This window comes from Halioglobus sp. HI00S01 (genome assembly GCF_001635445.1).
GTDB classification, from domain to species: domain Bacteria; phylum Pseudomonadota; class Gammaproteobacteria; order Pseudomonadales; family Halieaceae; genus Halioglobus; species Halioglobus japonicus.
Genome location: NZ_LWEE01000215.1, coordinates 38,351 through 58,633, shown reverse-complemented (window position 1 = coordinate 58,633; position 20,283 = coordinate 38,351). Strand labels below are relative to the sequence as shown.

The following is a 20,283-nucleotide window of genomic DNA, read 5'->3' as shown; positions in this document are numbered from 1 at the left end:
TCAGGGCATGATGGGCGGCAGTTCTTTCTGCAGCGCCATCTTCTGCTTGGTAGCATCGCCAGTCAGGGCAAACCCGAGCAGGTCGCCCGCGGCATTGCGGAATTCACCCTTAACGTTACTGCCGTCGATCTCGAAGGACCATTCACCCTCAGCGCCCTGTGCCGGTGGCGCAACGGTAACCGGGCAGGCGGGCACCTTGATGGTGACGGGCATGGCCGGATAGCTCACCTCGGTCGGCTCGCCAGTGAGGGTCTTGGCCAGGGCGCGAGCCTGGGCCATCAGCGGCGCAACGTACACCAGTACGTGGCCGTTCACCTCGGCGCAATCGCCCATGGCGTACACGTTGGGAGCACTGGTTTCCAGCAGGCGGTTGGTGACGACACCGCGATTGGTATTGATACCAGAGGCCTGGGCCAGATCGACACGGGGGCGAACGCCCACGGCCGAAACCACCAGATCGGCGTCAATGGTCTCGCCGTTGTTCAGGCTGACCTTCACACCGCTATCGGCATTATTAACCGCGGTCACGAGCGGGCCGAAGTGGAACTTGGCGCCCTTCTCTTCAAGCGCGGCCTGAACAGCCTTGCCGGCAGGTTCTGGCAACAACGTCGGCAGACAGTAACCCAGGGGGTCGACAGTCTCAGTAGCAAAGCCACCGTTAATCAGGTCGTTGGTGTACTCGCAACCGATCAGGCCGCCACCAATCAGGCAGACCTTCTTGGCATCGTTCTTCTTCATGGCCGTGCGGAAATCGTCGAAGTCCAGCAGGTCGTTAATGGAGTACACCTTGTCCAGGCCATCGCCTTCAATGGGCGGGCGGATAACATCGGCGCCCAGCGCCAGTACCAGCTTGCTGTAGTGCACGGCGGTTTCGTTGTCGCCGACCTTGATCAACTGGTTGGCGGTGTCGATTTCGCCCACCTTGGTCATAGTCCATACACTGGCCTTGAGCATACGGCCCATAGAGCCGGCATCCATTTGTGCCAGATCGTCGGTGCTCATGTCCTTGGTGTAGCCTGTGGACAACATCGGCTTGGAGTAAGAGCGGCCATCGTCTGAAGTGATCAGAATCAGTGGGGTCTCGGCGTCGTGCTTGCGGAACTCCTTAGCGAGACCGTAGCCGGCGAGGCCCGTGCCCAGAATGACGACCGGGGCGTTGACCTTGTCCACCACCGGTTCCTCGTGATGCGGGGTGTCCTCAATCGGCGACTCCTCGAGCAGCTCAAAGTCTTCTTTGCCGACCCCACAGTCGGGGCAAAGCCAGTCTTCAGGCACATCTTCCCACTTGGTGCCGGGGGCGATGCCATCGTCAGGCCAGCCTTCCTTCTCGTCGTACACCAGGCCACAGACAATACATTCCCATCTACTCATTTCGAACTCGCTCAAGGGTTAATCGGGGACGCACCACTATAGGGTTGTGTGAAAAATGTGCAAGGGCAATTCGCAACCCGCGAGCTGACAATTTGAGCCACCGGCAACTTGCAAGGGAAGGCGCTATCAAGCATTCTCCCCGGGCCATGCAAGACAGTCCTGAAACCCGCAATCGAGTCCAGCACGAACCCATGTGGCGCCCTCATCAGCGCTTCACGTCCGGGGAGTTGTCAGCGCATGTCCGCCGCTGGTTGCTGGACGACGGTTCCCTCACGGGCAGGCTGATAGAACAGCGCCGTGGGACGTTCTCGGTGCAGCGCCTGTTCCAGGGCTGGGAAGTGCCACTGCCAAGCGAGCAGCGCTTGTTGGAGCTGGGACAGCGCCAACTGGCCATCATCCGCGAGGTGCTGCTCAAGCAAGGCGACCAGCGGGTGGTATTCGCCCGCAGCGTCATGCCACTTTCGAGCCTCACCGGTGATCTCACCCACCTGCGCAGATTACAGACCAAACCCCTCGGGGCCATTCTGTTCAGCGACCCCAATATGCGCCGCAGCCCATTCGAGCTCGCCAGGATTACCGGCGATAGCGAATACTTGCCGCCCCAGGTTCAGCAGCCGGACGAGGCCTGGGCGCGTCGGTCGCGCTTTGATATGGGCGGCCGCAGCGTCATGGTCAGCGAGGTCTTTCTCGAGGCGTTCGAACCCTGGCGCGCTGTGTTGCCAGTGCACCGCACCCAGCGCGGCAAAGTCAGCGCTGCAATTGTCCGCCCGAAGCATTAAGCTGGGGGCTTTCCGGCCCAGTATTCATTGATGTCACGCTCCAAAGCCCAGGCGCTGCTTGCCCTCATTCGCTTCGACAAACCCATAGGCACAACGCTGCTGCTATGGCCGACGCTGTGGGCCCTGTGGCTGGCCGCAGGCGGGCTCCCCGACCTCAAACTGCTCATAATATTCACGCTCGGCACGTTTTTAATGCGCTCGGCGGGCTGTGTGGTCAACGACCTCGCAGACCGGCACTGGGACGGCGAAGTGACGCGCACTGAGGCACGCCCGCTGGTCACCGGCGCGGTCACGGTAAAGGAAGCGCGCATCCTGTTTGTCACGCTGCTGCTGGCGGCCTTTGTACTGGTGCTGTTCACCAATCCGCTCACCATTAAGCTTTCCTTTGCGGCCGTCGCATTGGCGTCGACCTACCCATTTATGAAGCGCTATACCCACTTGCCCCAGGTGGTGCTCGGGGCGGCGTTTTCCTGGGGCATACCCATGGCATTCGCAGCACAGAATAATGCGCTGCCCACCCCCTTGTGGCTGGTGTATTTCGCCAATCTCGCCTGGACGGTGGCTTACGACACCAAGTACGCGATGGTAGATCGAGACGATGATCTGGNGGNGGGGATTAAATCTACCGCCATATTGTTCGGTCGCTACGACAGAATTATCGTCGGACTGTTACAGCTGCTGTTCCTGGGCCTGATGGTAGCCACGGGGCAGGCCTTTGAGCTGGGTACGTTCTACTACCTGGGCCTGGCATCCGCTGCGGGGCTGTGCGCGTACCATCAATATCTCATTCGCGAGCGCGATCCCGCAGCCTGTTTCCAGGCTTTTCTGCACAACAACTGGGTAGGCGCCGTGATATTTATCGGCCTCGCCCTGGACTATGCCCTGTAAACACGACTGACATGGAAGCAGAATTTATCACCAGCCTGGAACAGGTTGACGCGTCAGACTGGGATGGCCTGTTCGGCACCGATTATCCGTTCACCCGCCATAAGTTTCTGCTGGGGCTGGAACAGACCGACTGCACCACGGCCGAATCCGGCTGGCAGCCCTGCCACCTTGTGCTTCGCGACGCCGGGGTAGTTGTGGCGGCCCTGCCGCTATACCTGAAGTCACACTCCTACGGTGAATACGTGTTCGACTGGTCCTGGGCGCGAGCCTGGGAACGCAGCGGCCTGCAGTACTACCCCAAACTGGTGTCAGCGATTCCCTTTACCCCCGCCACCGGCCCACGCCTGGCACACACACCGGCGCTGAACGCCGCAGCCGCCATGGACGCCGCGCTCAGCGCTATCCAGCAATTCGCCGCCGGCCAGGACATTTCCAGCTGGCATTTGCTGTTTCCAGAAAAGGACGTATCGGACGGGTTTCTGGCGCGCCAATGCCACCAGCGCGCGGCGGTACAGTTCCACTGGTTTAACAACGGCTACGACAACTTCGATGCCTTTCTCGCGGAGTTTTCCAGCCGCAAACGCAAAAACCTGAGGCGGGAGCGTCGCCGCATTGACGAACAGGGACTGGAACTAAGCACCCTGGAGGGTGAACAGATCAGCGCCGAGGACTGGGAGCGCTTTCACCATTTTTACCAAATTACCTACGCCAAGCGCAGTGGCCACGGCGGCTATCTGAGCCGCGAGTTCTTCACGGAGCTCCTGCCAACCCTGGGTCACCAGGTGGTGATGGTTATCGCGCGGCGCGAACAGCGAGCGGTGGCGGCCGCGCTCTACTTCCGCTCATCCGACACCCTGTTCGGGCGCTATTGGGGCTGCCTGGAAGAATACGACTGCCTGCACTTTGAGGCCTGTTATTACCGTGGCATCGAATACTGCATAGAAAACGGTGTTGCACGGTTCGATCCCGGCGCCCAGGGTGAGCACAAAATTCAACGCGGTTTCCGGCCTACAGATACCTGGTCCAACCACTGGATTGCCGATCCGAACCTGAGCGCCGCCGTAGCTGACTTTACCCGCTCCGAATTACCACACACCGCCGAATACAAACGGGAAGCTGAAACCTTATTGCCGTTCAAGAACACCAACAGCCCGGATTAATCGGGGGCAATTGGCAGGCGAATCTAACTGGACCAGACAATCAGCCGGTTATTGGCAGGCATAGGAGTGTCTTCGAGTAATTCAAAGCCGGCCTCGCTGGCAAGTTCGTTCACCCGCTCAAAGTCGCGAATCGCACTGTACTCCGACTGCTGTGCCAGCCACTGATCGAACCGGGCGTTACTGTGCGACGTGTACTCGCCGCCATAGTTAAACGGCCCGTATATCGCCAGCCGTGTATCTGCCTCAGCGCGCTCACCCAGTTCAGCAAACAAATCACACACCGATGACCACGGCATGATGTGCAGGCTATTGGCGGTAAACAAGGCACTGGGAATCCGCTCCACGGACCAGGGGCGTGTACTCACATCCAGCGCCACCGGCGCCGCAAGATTGTCACCCGCATAGGCCTGGCAGCGCGGTCTTACAGCGTCCAGATGCGAGGGCTGGTCGGTGGGCAACCAACGCAGGTGCGGCATGTGCTCGGCAAACCAGGTCGCATGTTGGCCTGTACCTGAAGCTATCTCCAGCACCTCGCTGCTATCGGCAAAGACCCGGCGCAACACCGCCAGAATCGGGTCCTTATTATTTTCGCAGGCCTGAGAGTAAGGCAGATCGCTCAAGGCTAGGCCCCGGGCGGCACATCGCGAGTGAACACCAGGTCGCGGGCACTGGATTCGGCGCGGTTATACTTGTAGCCATCTACTTTGTACTTCTTCAGCGCTTCGGGATCATTCAGTTCATTGTCAATGATATAGCGCGCCATCTGGCCACGGGCCTTCTTGGCGTAGAAGCTGATGACCTTGTACTTGCCGCCTTTGAGGTCCTTGAAGACCGGCGTAACAATATCGGCCTCCAGTTCTCGCGACTTCACGGACTTGAAGTACTCATTGGACGCCAGGTTAACCAGCACCGCTGAGCCGGACTTCTTCAATTGCTTCTGCAACAGACCGGTAATGTCTGTTCCCCAGAATTCGTAGAGGTTTTTGCCGCCGGAATTTGCGAACTTCAGACCCATCTCCAGCCGGTAAGGCTGCATCAGGTCCAGGGGACGGAGCAGGCCATACAAGCCTGACAGTATGCACAGGTGCTTCTGGGCAAATGTCAGCTGTGACGCGGTCAACGTCTCTGCCTCGAGACCGGTATACACGTCGCCCTTAAACGCCAGCACCGCCTGCTTGGCATTGTCGAGCGTGAAGGGTGTGCCCCAATTCATGAAACGGGCGTGGTTCAGCTCGGCAATGTTTTCGCTCACCCCCATCAGGCTGCGAATATCGTCAGGGCTCAACTGCCGTGCGTCTTCAATCAGCAGCTCGGCCTGCGCCAGGAACTGGGGCTGAGTGGACTTGCGAGTGGTCGGTGGGGTGTCGTAATCCAGTGTTTTGGCCGGGGAAATTACTGTGAGCATAATGCCTGCCTTGTGATGAATTGAGCGGGCGGCGCCCAGGCGCGCCCATTGCTGCGGTTGCTATGATACTCTGCGCCCCAATAATCAAAAACCCCCGGGATAAGTTCTGTTCATGCCCAGCCCTCACGCTGTCGTTCACGTCATTGATCGGATTACCGAGCTCAGCGGCCGCCTGCTGGCATGGCTGGCACTGGCCATGGGCCTGGTCACTGCCGTCATTGTCGTCATGCGCTACGGTTTTAACACCAACTCGATTTTCGCCCAGGAAATGGTCACCTATATGCACGGCTGCCTGTTCATGCTCGGTGCGGCCTATGCCCTGAAAGCCGGCGCTCATGTGCGCGTCGATATTTTTTATCGGGATTTCAGCGAGCGCGGCAAAGCATGGGTGAACGCCCTGGGAGGTATCGTGTTTCTGCTGCCGTTTTGCGTCTTTGTCATCGTCGTGAGCTGGCAATTTGTGACCGAATCCTGGGCGATCCGCGAGATATCCTCAGAACCAGGGGGCATTCCCGCCGTCTTCCTGCTCAAGAGCCTGATTCCCGCCATGGCGATCAATCTGCTGCTTCAGGGCATTGCAGAGACCCTGCGTAGCGCCCTGGTGCTGGTGGAGGACTGACATGGAGTACTTGTCCCTCTACCTGTTTGCCGCCGTATGTCTGCTGCTTATGCTCGGCTACCCTGTGGCCCTCACCCTCGCCGGCACCGCCCTGGCCTTTGCCGCCGGCGGTGTACTGACGGGTGTATTTGACGCCGGTTTTCTCAACGCTCTGCCCGGCCGCATTTTCGGCACCATTAACAACATGACGCTGATCGCGGTGCCGCTGTTCATTCTTATGGGCAACATCCTCGAGAAATCCAAAATAGCCGAGGAGTTACTGGACAGCATGGCCAAGGCCTTCGGCGGCCTGCGCGGCGGCCTGGGTATCTCAGTGGTGGTGGTCGGCATGCTGCTGGCCGCCAGCACCGGTATTGTCGGCGCCACCGTGGTCACCATGGGGCTGCTGTCACTGCCTACCATGCTGCGCAATAACTACAGTCCCTCCCTGGCGGCGGGCACGATTTGCGCGACCGGCACCCTGGGCCAGATTATTCCGCCTTCGATTGCGCTGGTGCTGCTGGGCGACGTGCTGGCCAATGCCTATCAACAAGCACAACTGTCCATGAACGTATACCAACCCAAAACCGTGTCAGTGGGCGACTTGTTTGTCGGCGCCCTGATACCGGGGCTGGTACTGGTGGGCCTCTATATTCTGTACATTCTGGTGTACTCGTTCCTCAAGCCTGAGGCAGCGCCCGCGGCCAAAAGTACCGGCATCAGCCCGGCGCAGTTGCTGAAAGGACTATTGCCACCGCTGGCGCTTATCGTGGTGGTACTTGGCTCGATTCTCGCGGGCGCCGCCACACCCACCGAAGCTGCCGGCATCGGTGCCGTAGGCGCACTTATCCTCGCCTACGCAAAAGGCCAGATGGACCGCCAGCGCCTGCGCCAAGTCGTGGTGAGCACCATGGAAGTCACCTGCATGGTCTTCCTCATCCTGCTCGGCGCAGCCCTGTTCTCGCTGGTGTTCCGCGGCTTTGGCGGCGAGGAATTGATCCACGGCTTCTTCCAGGACATCCCCGGCGGTGTCATGGGCGCCACCCTGGTAGTGATGGTCGCCATCTTCCTGCTCGGCTTTATTCTCGATTTTATCGAAATTACCTACGTGGTTGTGCCCATTGTCGGCCCGATTCTGCTGGCCATGGGGCTGGACCCGATCTGGCTGGGTGTGGTGATAGCGCTGAACCTGCAAACCTCCTTCCTGACGCCGCCCTTTGGCTTTGCGCTGTTCTACCTGCGCGGGGTCGCCCCGGCCAGCCTACCCACAAGTGCTATTTACCGTGGCGTGGTTCCCTTTATAATTATCCAGCTGCTACTGATTTCAGCCCTTTGGGTCTGGCCGGAAATGGCCACCTGGCTACCGGGCCAGCTCAAGCAGTGACCAAGATAACTAGTCGAGACTGATCATGAACGATATCGATTCCACCCCGGTTCCTCACGGGGAACTGGCTCTGCAGNCCGTGGCCATGCCCGCCGACACCAACCCCTCCGGGGATATTTTCGGTGGCTGGTTAATGTCGCAAATGGATATTGCCGGCATGGTCACCGCCGGTGACGTGGCCGGCGGCCGCGTAGCTACCGTTGCCATTAACGGCATGGTTTTCCTGACTCCGGTACATGTAGGAGCGGTGGTGTCCTGCTACTGCGACGTGCTCGAGATTGGCCGTAGCTCAATCCGCATCGTGGTAGAAGTGTGGATCAACTCCAAACACGACGGCGAACCCATTAAAGTGACCGAAGGTGAATTCGTGTTCGTGGCCATCGACGAGAATGGCCGCACCCGGGCTATAGAGAACCCTTAATAATCCTCATCACCCATCACTTCATCGCGCAGATTGTAGTACGCCTGCTCTGAAATGTGGTGGTAGTTGCGCACCCCTTTGTAAAATTCGCTGTAAGAGGCATACACCTTGGCCGCCATGGGGTCGCGCGCAACGAGCTCATCCATCGCCTGACGCGTACCCTGCCACAGCGCCCGCAGCACGTCGTCCGGCAGGCGACGCAGCTGCACATCATGTTCATCTACAAGAGACTGTAGAGCCTGGTTGTTGCGGCCGGTGTATTCATCGAGCATATCCTGGCTGGCCGCGCGCGCGGCGTGCTCAACAATTGCGCGCAAATCCTCCGGCAGCGCATTCAGTGAATCTTCATTGACGATAAATTCCAGTACTGAACCGGGTTCGTGCCAGCCAGGGTAGTAGTAGTATCTGGCCACCTCGTGGAAACCCAGAATACGGTCGTTATAGGGCCCCACCCATTCTAGTGCATCGATAACGCCGGTTTGCAGTGAGGTGTAAAGCTCACCCCCCGGTATGGTGACTGCGGTCCCGCCGGCGGCGGCGAACACCTCGCCGGCCAGGCCGGGAATACGCATTTTCAGGCCGCGCAGGTCATCCGCGGTGTTCAGCTCTTTGTTAAACCAGCCGGCCATCTGCACACCTGTGCTGCCGCCGGCAAACGGTACCAGGTTAAAAGGGGCATAGGCTTCGCGCCACAACTCGAGGCCGCCGCCATAGTGCAGCCAGCCATAGGTTTCCTGGGCGTTAAGGCCAAAAGGCACGGCGGTAAAGAATACCGATGAGGGCACCTTGCCCTTCCAGTAGTAAGCGGCGCCGTGTCCGGCATCAGCCACACCCTGGCTCACGGCATCAAACACCCCCAGGGCCGGCACAATCTCTCCTGCGCCATAAACGTGAATCTTGAGGCGCCCACCGCTCATCGCTTCGACGTTGCGGCTGAGGTTAACGGCGGCAGAACCAAGGCCGGGAAAGTTCTTCGGCCAGGTGGTGACCAGTTTCCACTCGATCACCTCGGCATTGCTGACACCACCTCCGGCGTAAACCGGGCCGCTATTGCGTGACGTATCCGTTGCCCATAGGGCAATAACAGCCACCAACGCGGCGACCAGTACCAGAATAATCAGGGGGCTTAAGCGCTTTTCCATATCGCCAGTGGCCATGCCTTGGTTTCCTCAATATTGTTGTTATTCAATCGAACGATGGGGCGCCTGGGTCAGACCAGCTGCAGGTTCGCGTACTGCAATACCAGCCACTTGCTGCCCTCGGTGTCGAAGTTGACTTCAACCCGGGCGGTGTTGCCTCGGCCTTCAAAGTTTAACACGGTGCCCTCACCAAAAATCTGGTGGTAAACACGCTGGCCGAGGCTCAGGCCCGTGTCTGGCACCTCTGCCTGGGAAAGCGTACTCACTGGCCGAGCCACGGTGGTATTGAGCCGCACTTCCTGCAGCAACTCCGCGGGGATCTCACGCACAAAGCGCGATGGTGTGTTAAAAGTTTCGCTGCCGTGCAGGCGTCGCGACTCGGCATAAGTCAGCACCAGCTTTTCCATGGCGCGGGTAATACCCACATAGCAGAGACGACGCTCTTCCTCCATGCGCCCGGGCTCCTCGGCAGACATACGGTGGGGAAACAGGTTTTCCTCCATGCCGGCGAGAAACACCAGGGGGAATTCAAGCCCCTTGGCGGAGTGCAGGGTCATCAATTGCACACTGTCCTCGTGCTCATCCGCCTGGGCATCGCCGGCATCCAGCGCGGCGTTGTCCAGAAACTGCTGCAATGGCGACGCATCGTCGCCCTCTTCTGCCACGAACTGCTTGGCAGCGCTGACCAGTTCCTCGAGGTTTTCGATACGCGCCTGCCCCTTCTCACCTTTTTCTTTCTGGTGAAATTCAATGAGTCCAGAGGCGTGAATCACATGCTCGACCAGCTCTTCGAGGGATAGCTCATCCGTGCCAGTGTCGAGTTCATTGATCAACACCGCAAAGCCCTCCAGAGCGCCAAGGGCCCGGGCGGGCAGCAGTTTCTCCTCAATCGCGGCGGCAATGGCCTGCCACAGGGAAACGGTACGGCTGCGAGCGACCTCGCGAACCACCTCGAGCGTTTTCGAACCAATGCCACGCGGCGGTGTATTGATGACACGCTCGATAGCAGCGTCGTCGCCGCGACTCTGGATCAGGCGCAGATATGCCAGTGCGTTGCGAATCTCAAGCCGCTCATAGAACCGCTGGCCGCCGTAAATGCGATAGGGCAAGCCAGCCCTGATCAATCCCTCTTCCAGCACCCGGGACTGGGCATTGGAGCGATACAGCACGGCCACTGACGACCGGTTCTGGCCACCGTCAATCCAGTCCTGGGCCTGTTCGACAATGAAGCGGGCTTCGTCGTGTTCATTGAAACCAGCGTAGAGCGTAATGGGATCACCGGACTCACCCGCAGTCCATAGCTCTTTACCCAGCCTGCCAAAGTTAAAGCCAATCACCCCATTGGCAGCCTGCAATATGGTCTGAGTGGAACGGTAGTTCTGCTCCAGGCGCACCGTGCGCGTGCCTTCGAAGTCATCCGCAAAGCGCTGGATATTCTCGATCTTGGCGCCGCGCCAACCGTAGATAGNCTGGTCGTCATCGCCGACGGCCATGACCGGAATATGCCTCCCCGCCAGCACCTGCAGCCAAGCGTACTGAATCGTATTGGTGTCCTGAAACTCGTCCACCAGAATTTGCTTGAAGCGTCCCTGGTAGTGCGCCAGGACTTCCGGCGCTTTGAGCCAGAGCTCATGAGCGCGCAATAGCAGCTCAGCAAAGTCCACCATGCCGCCGCGCTCACAGGCTTCCTCATAGGCGCGGTATACCTGCAACATAGTCTGGCCAAACAGGTCGCCATGGGGCACATCGATATGCCGCGACCGCAGCCCCTCATCCTTTTGCGAGTTGATGTACCACATGGCCTGCTTGGGCGGCCAGCGACCCTCGTCTAGTTCAAGTTCGCGGCAAACGCGCTTCACCAGGCGCAGCTGGTCATCGCTGTCGAGAATCTGAAAATTCTGCGGAAGCCCCGCCTCTTTCCAATGCGCCTTCAACAGGCGGTGGGCGAGACCGTGGAAAGTACCCACCCACATGCCATGGGACGGCACTTGGAGCATTTCCTCGATACGCGAGCGCATTTCGCGCGCCGCTTTATTGGTAAAGGTCACGGCGAGAATCGACCAGGGCGACAGCCCTTCGGCGCGAATCAGCCACGCAATGCGGTGTACGAGCACCCGGGTTTTGCCACTGCCGGCACCGGCCAGCACCAACAGGTTACCGCTGTCGGCAGCGACGGCTTCTCGCTGGGCTTCGTTAAGGGAGGAGAGAATATCTGATACATCCATGCCCGCATTCTACCCGACAGCCAAGGTCTGCGGTTCACATTTTTTCCATCCGCCACTGGCGCTATACTCACGCGGCACTGCACAGGAATTTCTCGCCATGGCGGCCACCGACAGACCCATACTTCCCGAGATTGAATCTCGCCTGCACAGCCTGCGCCGCTCGGAACGAAAGGTGGCGGAGCTGGTACTCGCCCAGTCTGACCAGGTCATGCACATGCGCGTTGTGGACCTGGCTGCAGCCGCCGGTGTAAGTGAGCCCACCGTTGTGCGCTTCTGCCGCGCCATTGGCTGCGAGGGCTTTGGCAACTTCAAATTGGCACTGGCCCGCAATGCAATGTCCACCTCCTCCGAACCGTTCTCGCTCAACGAGCGGGATACCGCGCGCGACTATACCTACAAGGTGTTTGACGCCACACTGGAAACCCTTACCCAGGTGCGCGACTCCCTCGACCTGGATGCGATTGAAGCCGCTGTCGAGGCACTTACCAACGCCAATAGGGCAGAGTTTTACGGCTTTGGCGCATCCGCTCCGGTTGCCATTGATGCCCAGCACAAGTTTTTTCGTCTGCAGATACCCAGCGCCGCCCATTCAGACCCGCACATTCAGGCCATGGTGGCCATGTCCCTGACCCCGCGCGATGTCGTGGTGGCAATATCCCAGTCAGGTCGTAGCACCGCGCTGCTGGAGGCGCTCGATCGCGTCAGCGAATCAGGCGCTGTCACCATCGGCCTCTCGCCGGGCGGTACGCCGGTGATAGAACGCTGCAGTGTCGCCATCCCCATCGACGTCCAGGACCAGGCCGGCGCCCGCTATACACCACTGCCATCGCGTATCGCGCATCTCACGGTCATCGATATTCTCGCGGCGGGCGTGTCCAAGTCCAAGGGCGCCGTCGTCAGTCGCCATCTCGGTCGATTAAGTCGGGGCCTGCAGGACTTGCGCAGCTGAGTTTTGGCAGCATTGGCGGTAGAGGTCTGGTACTATCCCGACAAAGGGGATGGGGTGAGCTGAACATGAATAACGATAAGGATCGCCAGGAAGAACAGCTGGATCTCGACGTCGGCAATGAGCAGGGCTGGACGCCCGGCGAACGACTGTTTGACGACTTCGACGATAGCGACGCACCCGACGATGATCGCGACACCGACCACACCGCCATGTTTGACAGCGCGGCCGCCGAAGACGACCTCGAAGAAGACGAACCCGACTACTTCGATGACCTGCCCGAAGATCAGCATGATGCACCCCAGGTAGAAGATAGCTGGGAGAACGCTGCCTCCGAGGAAGAGACATGGGACGCCGAGCCCACTGAAGAGGATGACCCCTGGGATGAAGAAGATAGCCGGGGAGTTGTCGAGCAAACAACAGCAGAACCCCCCGTCGCCGAGCCCGTGAACAAACCACTGCCCCCTGTAACCAGGTTGGAATCTGAGCAGCCCGAATGGGATCCCCGCGATGACGAGCTGGGTGAGGGCACCGAATATTACGAAGAGGAAGAACGCGAAATCACCCTGCCCCTGGGCCTGATCCTGGTGGGCCTGGTGGCACTGGTACTGCTGGGTGCCGGCGGCTATGGCGTTATGCAGCAACGCGCCGAAATGCAGGAAGAGATTCGCCGCCTGCAGTTCAACCTGGCCACTGCTGCCAATCCCAACGAAGTTGCCGAAACGCGCGCCAACAACGAGGCGCTGGTGGCACTTAACGCAGACCTCGAAGCCGAGCTGGATCTTGTGAACGCTGAAAACCGCAGCCTGCAGGCGATTGTCACCGGCCTGGAAAAGCAATTGGCAGCGCAACAGAACGCGATGACCAAACCGGAGCCTGCCCCGCCCGCCAAACCCGTTGCGGCCACCAAGCCTGCACCCAAGCCCGTGGCCCGCAATACGTCACCAAGCCCGAAACCTGCGGCACCAACACCGACCCCCGCCGTGGAGAGCGGCACCTGGTTCGTGAACTTTGGCTCCTATAGCCAGGAGCAAACCGCTCAGGGTTGGGCGCAGCGCCTGCAGCCCGGCGCGGGCAAGGTCGTCGTGGTCACCGGCGAAAAATCCGGCCGCACCTTCTACCGCGTGCGAGTGATAAATCTGTCTGACAAGTCCCAGGCAGATGCGACCGCACGCACACTGGAAGCACGCTACGACCTGCCCAAACTCTGGGTGGGACAATCGAGTTGACTTGGCAGGCTCGATAAGGCCTGCTAAGGTTTTCCTCCCCGAAAGGAGACTACAACAATGAAACTGATCAAGTATTCCGCCCTGGCACTGGCACTGGGCAGCACCTCTACTATCGCCGCCGATTGTACTGCGCCAGCCGCCCCCGAACTGCCCGATGGAGCCACCGCTTCCATGGAGCAAATGCTCGCTGGCCAGAAAGCGGTGAAGGCATTTCAGGCCGCCAACCTGGATTACATGAAGTGCCTCGAACCCGCCCTGAGTGCTGCACAGGCACAGGTTATCGAAGGTGCTGAGGGTGCCGCAGACGCACTGAAAGCCGCCGAGGAAACCTACAACGCCGCGGTGTCTGCCGAAGAAGCGGTTGCCGGCCAGTTCAATACTGAGGTTCGCGAATACAAAGCGGCCAACCCCCAGTAAACCTCACAGGTCGTTGGCCCGCGCACCGCTCTGGGACGCGGGCCACCACGGCCTGGACACAACACCTACAAAGCTTCCGCTTTCATCATATTTTCGTATGCAGCAAGGTGCCGTTCGGCACTGGCGCTGATAGACTCACGGCATCGAGTAACAGTACATGCCCTCGCTTAAAGCGCAGGGGATTAAGTCCGGAGATACTTACATGCTCACTGTGGCAACCCTGCTGTCCTGCCTCAATAAGACCAAGTTACGCCTGTTAGGCCTGTCGTTTCTGGTACTCCTGTCGGCCTGCCGTATGCCGGTCGCCATCCAGGGCCAGGGCTTTGTGTTTGGGGAGCAGGCCAACACGGTGTATCGCGACGGGTACGTGTTCGAGATTAACGAGGATTTCCAGGAAACGTTCTGGCCAGTACCTGCACCGGGGCACTCATTCAGCGCCTGGAATAAAATCTGTAGTGGTGGCCAGGTCCTCGAGTGCTCCCTGACTCTCACAGAAGACGCCTGGGGCAGGGATGACGAGATCCCGCTGGACGCGACATTTACCGCCGGCTACCAGGGCCCGATGGTGTTGAACGACTACCAGTTCTTCTGGGATGCAGGCACGCGCACGCTGACTATTCCCGCCGCCTCCATCGTTCTGGAAGGCAGTGACCCCGCCGCCCCCATGCGCACCTTCGTCGCCCCTCCCGGCATGCCCATAATCATCCCGGGGACGCGGGTAGGACCGAACTATGAATTCACTCTGCCCACCGCGGATTATATTCCCGATGATTATTGGCTAATGATCTCGACCCTCGATGAAGCGGGTACGCTGGCAACCGTGAGCTACGATTTCGGCATTGCAGAGTCCCTCAACCCGATCGCTGAGTTGAAGCCATACAGCCAATCCTCACCCTGGAAAGATGTCCTGGTGAATTGTGCTGCCGCCAGCAACCCGCACAGCGTCTGCTCCATGCAGACCCTTCCGTACATTGGCGCAGTGACCAGCAACCCCTCGGTCAGCGACATTATGCAACGCGTCGTGGTCAGCCATGGCTGGATGGGTAACCGTTATTCCCAGGTGCTCCAGAACCTGCCACCGGAAATGCTCAAGATGTTCCGCGGTGTTACCGCCATCGTCATTGGCTCAGACATTCGCCCCGCGTTCTTCACTGCGTTAACCGGCGCCATTTATATCGACCCGCAGGATTTGTGGCTGACCCCGAGAGAACGTGAAAGCATCGACTGGACCCCAGATTTCCGTTCCGACTTTGGCAACGCGCTGCAATTTATTCCCGCAGGGACTTACCTGTCCAGGGGCAACCTCGCCTGGGGTTTCAGCGGTGACTATCCCGAAGGCATCACGCGAAGTCTTGTGGAGATCATTCTGCCGCTGGGCTATATCATTGCCCACGAACTGGCCCACGCCAACGATTTCATTCACCCCGCCATCATGCCACCCGCGAACAGCACGCTGACGCCGCTGGACTTTTACTTCCGACTACGAGGGCTTGAAGCCAGCGCCGGCTTGGGCAACACCTATCCACTCTCTTCACAATTGCTGTACCAGGTCGCCGACGTGCTGTACCGGGGAGTGGAGGCCAATAACACCATACTCAACCTGACCGCAGCCGATGTCGGCCAGGCCTTTGCCTCCGACACAGCCAACAGCATGTACTCCTACTCCACCATTTACGAAGACACCGCTACACTGGTCGAGGAAGTGTTGATGTCGTACTTCTTCGGCGTCGACAAGCTTCAGTCATTCCTGGATGAGCCCGCACAGGAACCCCAGGACTGTACCGATTACATCTTGCAGTGGGGCAGCCTCAACCGTGCGTCGGTCCCTCAGATCAAGGAGCGCGCGCGACTGGTACTGAGCACCATTCTGGATGAAGCCGATGTCTCTAAATACCTCAACGCCTTACCCGCGCAGCGAACACTGCAGCCAGGGCTAAGCCTGTGTGAAAACCTCGATGCGCTGTTCTCAGTCGCGCCTCAAAGTGTCAATGGTCAAGCCAAGGCCACTCGCACTCTACCGCGATTGCACGCGCTGCAGCCCGCGCATGAACATAAACACCCGGTCATGCGCAAAGTCGACGAGCGCCGTGAGAAACAAACTACCAGGGGCCTTCGCTGAGACATGTATGCCCCGGCGCTCGCGCATCAGCACGGCGCCAGAGCCAGCGGTTACTCCACCGTAACCGACTTGGCGAGGTTACGCGGCTTATCGACATCAGTGCCTTTCTGTACCGCGACATGATAGGACAGCAGCTGTAACGCCACTGTATAGATGATGGGCTTGGCCACTTCCGGGCAGTGCGGCATGGCCAACACCCTGACCCGGGGCTCGCTGGTAAAGCCCGCCTGGCGATCGGCAAACACAAACAGTTCACCCCCGCGCGAGCGCACTTCCTCGAGGTTGGACTTCAACTTCTCCAGCAATTCATCACCGGGAGCAACTGCCACCACCGGCATGTCGTCATCGACCAGCGCCAGTGGGCCGTGCTTGAGCTCTCCCGCGGGATAAGCCTCGGCATGGATATAGGAAATCTCCTTGAGCTTGAGTGAACCCTCCATCGCCACCGGATAGTGAATTCCACGGCCGAGGAACAATGCATGGTGCTTGGGAATAAAGGCTTCGGACAATGCCTTGATGGCGGTATCGAGTTCCAGGGTCTGCTGCACATAATCAGGCAGTGCATGCAGAGCATTGACCAATTCCTGCTCACGCCCTTGCGGCAATCCGTTGCGACGCCCCAGTGCGATGGTGAGCATTAGCAGGCCTACCAACTGGGTGGTGAAAGCCTTGGTAGAGGCCACACCAATTTCAGCACCTGCACGGGTCAGGAATACCAGATCGCTTTCGCGCACCAATGAGCTGTTGTCGACATTGGCAATCACCAGGCTACCGACAAAATCATCGGTGCCCGCATCGCGCAAGGCTGCCAGTGTGTCAGCAGTTTCACCTGACTGGGATATGGTCAGCAACAGGGTGCCGGGAATCTGCACCCGCTTGCGGTAGCGAAACTCAGACGCTACCTCTACCTCACAGGGAATACCCGCCAGCTCCTCCAGCCAGTAACGCGCCACCATACCGGCATGGAAACTGGTGCCGCAGGCGACAATCTGCACCGCTTTTACCTGATCGAAAATCTCGGCAGCGCACTCGCCAAATGCGCTGTCGGCAACTTCATGGCCGCCGGCTGCACTAAACGTCGCTGCCAGAGCGCGGGGTTGTTCGTAGATTTCCTTGAGCATGTAGTGATCGTAGTCACCCAGCTCTACGGTCTCTTCGGCCTCGGCGATACGGGTAGTTTCGCGCTCTACCGCATCACCCTGGCCATCGAATACCGCGATGCTGGCGGGTGTGATGCGTACCATGTCACCCTCCTCGAGGTAGATGAAACGGTCCGTGACCTGGCGCAAAGCCATCTGGTCAGAGGCCATAAAGTTCTCGCCAATGCCCACACCGATCACCAGCGGGCTACCCTGGCGGGCACCGACAATCTGGGCGGGGTTCTCCCGATCAATCACTGCCAGGGCATAGGCGCCCTCAAGCTGATCAACCACGGTAGCCATTGCTTTGAGTATATCGTCGCAGCCGTTCATGGCCCGATGGAGCAAATGAACAATGACCTCGGTATCAGTCGCGGAGGTAAACACATAACCGTCCGCTTCCAACTGCTGACGCAGTACGCTGTGGTTTTCGATAATGCCGTTGTGGACCAACGCAATGCGATCGCCAGAGGTGTGCGGGTGTGCGTTGGCTGCGGAAGGTTCGCCATGGGTCGCCCAGCGAGTATGCGCAATACCCGTGGGCCCGTAATAGGGCTGCGCGTGCTGGGCTTTCTCCAGCTCCGCGACTTTGCCCAGGCGTTTGTGCACCAGCAGTCTGGCGTCGTCATCCAGAACAGCCAGGCCGGCAGAATCGTAGCCGCGATACTCAAGACGGCGCAGCCCCTCAAGCAGAATCTCACTGACTTCACGCCGCGCGGCGGCGGCTACAATGCCACACATATTACTGCTCCCCGTCGGGTTTGCCAGGGCGATTCCAGCCCTGGATATTACGTTGCTTGGCGCGGCTGACTGCGAGCTCATCCTCGCCCACCGCCTTGGTCACGGTGGAGCCCGCGCCGACAAAGCCGCCGTCGGCAATCTCAATAGGCGCCACCAGTGTGCTGTTGGACCCCACGAAGACGCCGTCACCCATGGTGGTCTTGTGTTTGTTCACACCGTCGTAGTTACAGGTGATGGTGCCGGCACCGATATTTACACCTGCGCCCATCTCGCAATCGCCCACATAGGAGAGGTGGTTAATCTTGCTGCCGACACCAATCCGCGCCTTTTTGGTCTCCACGAAATTACCGACGCGGGCACCGGCCGCCAGCTCGGTACCGGGACGCAAGCGCGCATAGGGCCCGACATTGGCATCGGGGCCTATCGTCGCTTCTTCAATATGGCTCATGGCGTGTATCTGGGCTCCGGCACCGACAACCGCGTTTTTGAGCACGCAGTTGGGGCCGATCCTGGCGCCATCTTCGAGCTGCACGACACCCTCGATCACGACGTTCACGTCGATAAATACATCGCTGCCACAGGTCAGCTCGCCGCGAATATCCAAACGGCTAACGTCAGCTACGGCCACACCCTGCAACAACAGATCTTCGGCGCGGCGCCGCTGGAACTCACGCTCCACCCGATTGAGCTGCACCCGGTCGTTAACCCCGAGTACTTCAACCTCGGAGGTGGCCATGCAACTGGCGACCGCCCTGCCGTCAGCAACCGCCAGCGACAGAACGTCCGGCAGGTAGTATTCACCCTGGGCATTTTCATTCCCGACCCGGGGCAGGTAGGAGCGCAGATCGGCGGCTGGCACCGCCATCACGCCGGTATTGATTTCGTCGATGGCCAGCTCAGCCTGGCTGGCATCCTTGTGCTCAACAACGCCCAGCAACTTACCGGTGTTGTCGCGCAAAATACGTCCCAGCCCGGCCGGGTTGGAGACACGCGCCGTCAGCACCGCCGGTGCGGACGCCGCTGCGGCAACAAGTTCAGTCAGGGTTTCGGTGCGAATCAGGGGCACATCGCCGTAGAGCACCAACACCACGCTGTCTTCGCCAATCACAGGCAGCGCCTGAAGCACGGCGTGACCTGTGCCTCTCTGCTCGGCCTGTGTGACCCAGTTCACCGCAGCATCGCCCATGGCCTGTTTGACGTCATCTGCCCCATGACCCACCACCACATGGATGGCACGGGGTGCCAGGGTTTGCGCCGTGTCGACCACGCGCTGCAGCATCGGGCTACCGGCCACAGGGTGCAGTACTTTTGGCAACGAAGATTTCATGCGCGAGCCCTTGCCCGCGGCGAGAATAATAATTTCAAGATTCATTTAAATGTGTCCAGCAAGCCCTGATCAGGCATTACCTGTCAGATATTTTTTGACATAAATCGCTTTATAAGCGCATATTAGTCAAAGCTTTATTCATTACAACGCTTTTTGTCACAAATAAAATGACAACAAATGAAAAACGATAGCCTGTACCAGATCGGTCTCGACGATCGCGAAATCAATATTTATAAAGCCCTGCTGCGACTGGGCCCTGCCTCTATTCGCGATGTTGCTGCCGAGGCCGGCGTCAATCGCGGCACCACCTACGAAACCCTCAAACAATTGGCCACCAAAGGCGTGGTGAACTACCTGCCCCGCGGCAAGCGGCGGGTATTCCAGGCGGAAGAACCGGAGCAACTACTGCAACTGGCCGAACGCCGCCAACAGGCACTGACGGTTGCAATGGAACAGCTGCGCGCCGAGGTCATTCCCGAGCTCAAACAGTCCCAGGGGCAATTCAGCCCTGGCAATGTGCGCTTCTACGAGGGCGACGACGGCGTCGAGCTTGTCCTGCGCGATATTCTCGACAGTACCGCCAGTGACCCGGAGCGCGGATACTCGGTCATCTCCACCAAGACCCTGCGCGAACACCTGTACCGGCCTTTCCCCAATTTCACCCGCCAGCGCGAGGCCCGCGGTATTCGCGTGCGCGCCCTGGCTGTAGGCGAAGGCGGTGACGAAGCCGAGTACGCGGAGCGCAAATGGCTGCCTGCATCGCAAACCACCGACGCGTCCTATATTGCTATTTACCCACCCAAGGTGGCCATGATTACCCTGGCGGACAAAAATTACCCCGTGGTGGTCATCATCGATTCAGCCGCCATCGCCTCTACCCAGCAAATTCTGTTCAATACTTTATGGGACCTGCTGTAACCCACCAAGTGGTTAACCCCTTGGTGGTAATCCAGCCAAGTCCATTTTCTTCTATGCTTGTAGGGATATTTTCGTTC

18 protein-coding genes are annotated in these 20,283 nt (G+C 59.2%); 11 read left to right on the top strand and 7 right to left on the bottom strand.

Annotated elements, in window-relative coordinates:
• Window positions 1–1,371, bottom strand: coding sequence for an FAD-dependent oxidoreductase (locus A3709_RS16160; protein WP_066056851.1), 1,371 nt, complete (start codon window positions 1,369–1,371; stop codon window positions 1–3).
• A gap of 146 nt (window positions 1,372–1,517) precedes the next feature.
• On the opposite strand from A3709_RS16160, the gene A3709_RS16155 reads away from it, so the two are divergent.
• The 3 genes from A3709_RS16155 (at window position 1,518) to A3709_RS16145 (ending at window position 4,198) form a co-directional block, all read left to right on the top strand.
• Complete coding sequence (locus tag A3709_RS16155) at window positions 1,518–2,150, top strand: chorismate lyase (protein WP_066056848.1); 633 nt, start codon at window positions 1,518–1,520, stop codon at window positions 2,148–2,150.
• 30 nt (window positions 2,151–2,180) lie between these two features.
• On the top strand, window positions 2,181–3,038 hold the full coding sequence (gene ubiA, locus A3709_RS16150) for a 4-hydroxybenzoate octaprenyltransferase (protein ID WP_066056845.1): 858 nt from the start codon (window positions 2,181–2,183) through the stop codon (window positions 3,036–3,038).
• A gap of 11 nt (window positions 3,039–3,049) precedes the next feature.
• A complete protein-coding gene (locus A3709_RS16145; RefSeq protein ID WP_066056842.1) occupies window positions 3,050–4,198 on the top strand; it encodes a GNAT family N-acetyltransferase in 1,149 nt (382 codons plus the stop codon).
• 23 nt (window positions 4,199–4,221) lie between these two features.
• Here the strand turns inward: A3709_RS16145 and A3709_RS16140 are convergent, their stop codons facing one another.
• Both A3709_RS16140 and yaaA read right to left on the bottom strand, forming a co-directional pair.
• On the bottom strand, window positions 4,222–4,818 hold the full coding sequence (locus tag A3709_RS16140) for a DUF938 domain-containing protein (protein WP_066056840.1): 597 nt from the start codon (window positions 4,816–4,818) through the stop codon (window positions 4,222–4,224).
• Between the two features lie 2 nt (window positions 4,819–4,820).
• Window positions 4,821–5,603, bottom strand: a complete 783-nt coding sequence (gene yaaA / locus A3709_RS16135) for a peroxide stress protein YaaA (RefSeq protein ID WP_066056837.1) — start codon at window positions 5,601–5,603, stop codon at window positions 4,821–4,823.
• Window positions 5,604–5,715: 112 nt separating this feature from the next.
• On the opposite strand from yaaA, the gene A3709_RS16130 reads away from it, so the two are divergent.
• Genes A3709_RS16130 through A3709_RS16120 form a run of 3 tightly spaced genes read left to right on the top strand, consistent with a single transcriptional unit; the run spans window position 5,716 to window position 8,006 of the window.
• Window positions 5,716–6,222: a TRAP transporter small permease subunit gene (locus tag A3709_RS16130; protein ID WP_066056834.1), complete on the top strand. Its 507-nt coding sequence runs from the start codon at window positions 5,716–5,718 to the stop codon at window positions 6,220–6,222.
• Between the two features lies 1 nt (window position 6,223).
• Window positions 6,224–7,585, top strand: coding sequence for a TRAP transporter large permease subunit (locus tag A3709_RS16125; protein ID WP_066056831.1), 1,362 nt, complete (start codon window positions 6,224–6,226; stop codon window positions 7,583–7,585).
• Window positions 7,586–7,610: 25 nt separating this feature from the next.
• Window positions 7,611–8,006, top strand: a complete 396-nt coding sequence (locus tag A3709_RS16120) for an acyl-CoA thioesterase (RefSeq protein WP_066056828.1) — start codon at window positions 7,611–7,613, stop codon at window positions 8,004–8,006.
• Here A3709_RS16120 and A3709_RS16115 read toward each other — a convergent pair.
• Together A3709_RS16115 and uvrD are read right to left on the bottom strand one after the other, a co-directional pair.
• Window positions 8,003–9,163: a TRAP transporter substrate-binding protein gene (locus tag A3709_RS16115; protein ID WP_066056826.1), complete on the bottom strand. Its 1,161-nt coding sequence runs from the start codon at window positions 9,161–9,163 to the stop codon at window positions 8,003–8,005. The genes A3709_RS16120 and A3709_RS16115 overlap by 4 nt on opposite strands.
• 53 nt (window positions 9,164–9,216) lie before the next feature.
• The gene (gene uvrD, locus A3709_RS16110; protein WP_066056822.1) at window positions 9,217–11,370 is read right to left on the bottom strand and encodes a DNA helicase II; all 2,154 of its coding nucleotides are present in this window, start codon (window positions 11,368–11,370) and stop codon (window positions 9,217–9,219) included.
• Between the two features lie 97 nt (window positions 11,371–11,467).
• On the opposite strand from uvrD, the gene A3709_RS16105 reads away from it, so the two are divergent.
• The 4 genes from A3709_RS16105 to A3709_RS16090 all read left to right on the top strand — a co-directional run bounded on the left by A3709_RS16105 (window position 11,468) and on the right by A3709_RS16090 (window position 16,081).
• Entirely contained in the window at window positions 11,468–12,319 is an 852-nt protein-coding gene (locus tag A3709_RS16105) for an SIS domain-containing protein (RefSeq protein WP_066057435.1), read from the top strand.
• 65 nt (window positions 12,320–12,384) lie between these two features.
• Window positions 12,385–13,545, top strand: coding sequence for an SPOR domain-containing protein (locus A3709_RS16100; RefSeq protein WP_066056819.1), 1,161 nt, complete (start codon window positions 12,385–12,387; stop codon window positions 13,543–13,545).
• A 57-nt stretch (window positions 13,546–13,602) separates the two neighbouring features.
• The gene (locus tag A3709_RS16095; RefSeq protein WP_066056817.1) at window positions 13,603–13,962 is read left to right on the top strand and encodes a hypothetical protein; all 360 of its coding nucleotides are present in this window, start codon (window positions 13,603–13,605) and stop codon (window positions 13,960–13,962) included.
• A gap of 202 nt (window positions 13,963–14,164) precedes the next feature.
• Complete coding sequence (locus A3709_RS16090; RefSeq protein WP_066056814.1) at window positions 14,165–16,081, top strand: hypothetical protein; 1,917 nt, start codon at window positions 14,165–14,167, stop codon at window positions 16,079–16,081.
• Window positions 16,082–16,131: 50 nt separating this feature from the next.
• On the opposite strand, the gene glmS is transcribed toward A3709_RS16090, so the two are convergent.
• Both glmS and glmU read right to left on the bottom strand, forming a co-directional pair.
• Window positions 16,132–17,961: a glutamine--fructose-6-phosphate transaminase (isomerizing) gene (gene glmS, locus A3709_RS16085; protein ID WP_066056812.1), complete on the bottom strand. Its 1,830-nt coding sequence runs from the start codon at window positions 17,959–17,961 to the stop codon at window positions 16,132–16,134.
• Window position 17,962: 1 nt separating this feature from the next.
• Complete coding sequence (glmU, locus tag A3709_RS16080; RefSeq protein WP_066056809.1) at window positions 17,963–19,333, bottom strand: bifunctional UDP-N-acetylglucosamine diphosphorylase/glucosamine-1-phosphate N-acetyltransferase GlmU; 1,371 nt, start codon at window positions 19,331–19,333, stop codon at window positions 17,963–17,965.
• 132 nt (window positions 19,334–19,465) lie between these two features.
• On the opposite strand from glmU, the gene A3709_RS16075 reads away from it, so the two are divergent.
• Window positions 19,466–20,206 (top strand): TrmB family transcriptional regulator, encoded by a 741-nt coding sequence (locus A3709_RS16075; RefSeq protein WP_066056806.1) that lies wholly within the window; start codon window positions 19,466–19,468, stop codon window positions 20,204–20,206.
• Window positions 20,207–20,283 lie beyond the last annotated feature (77 nt).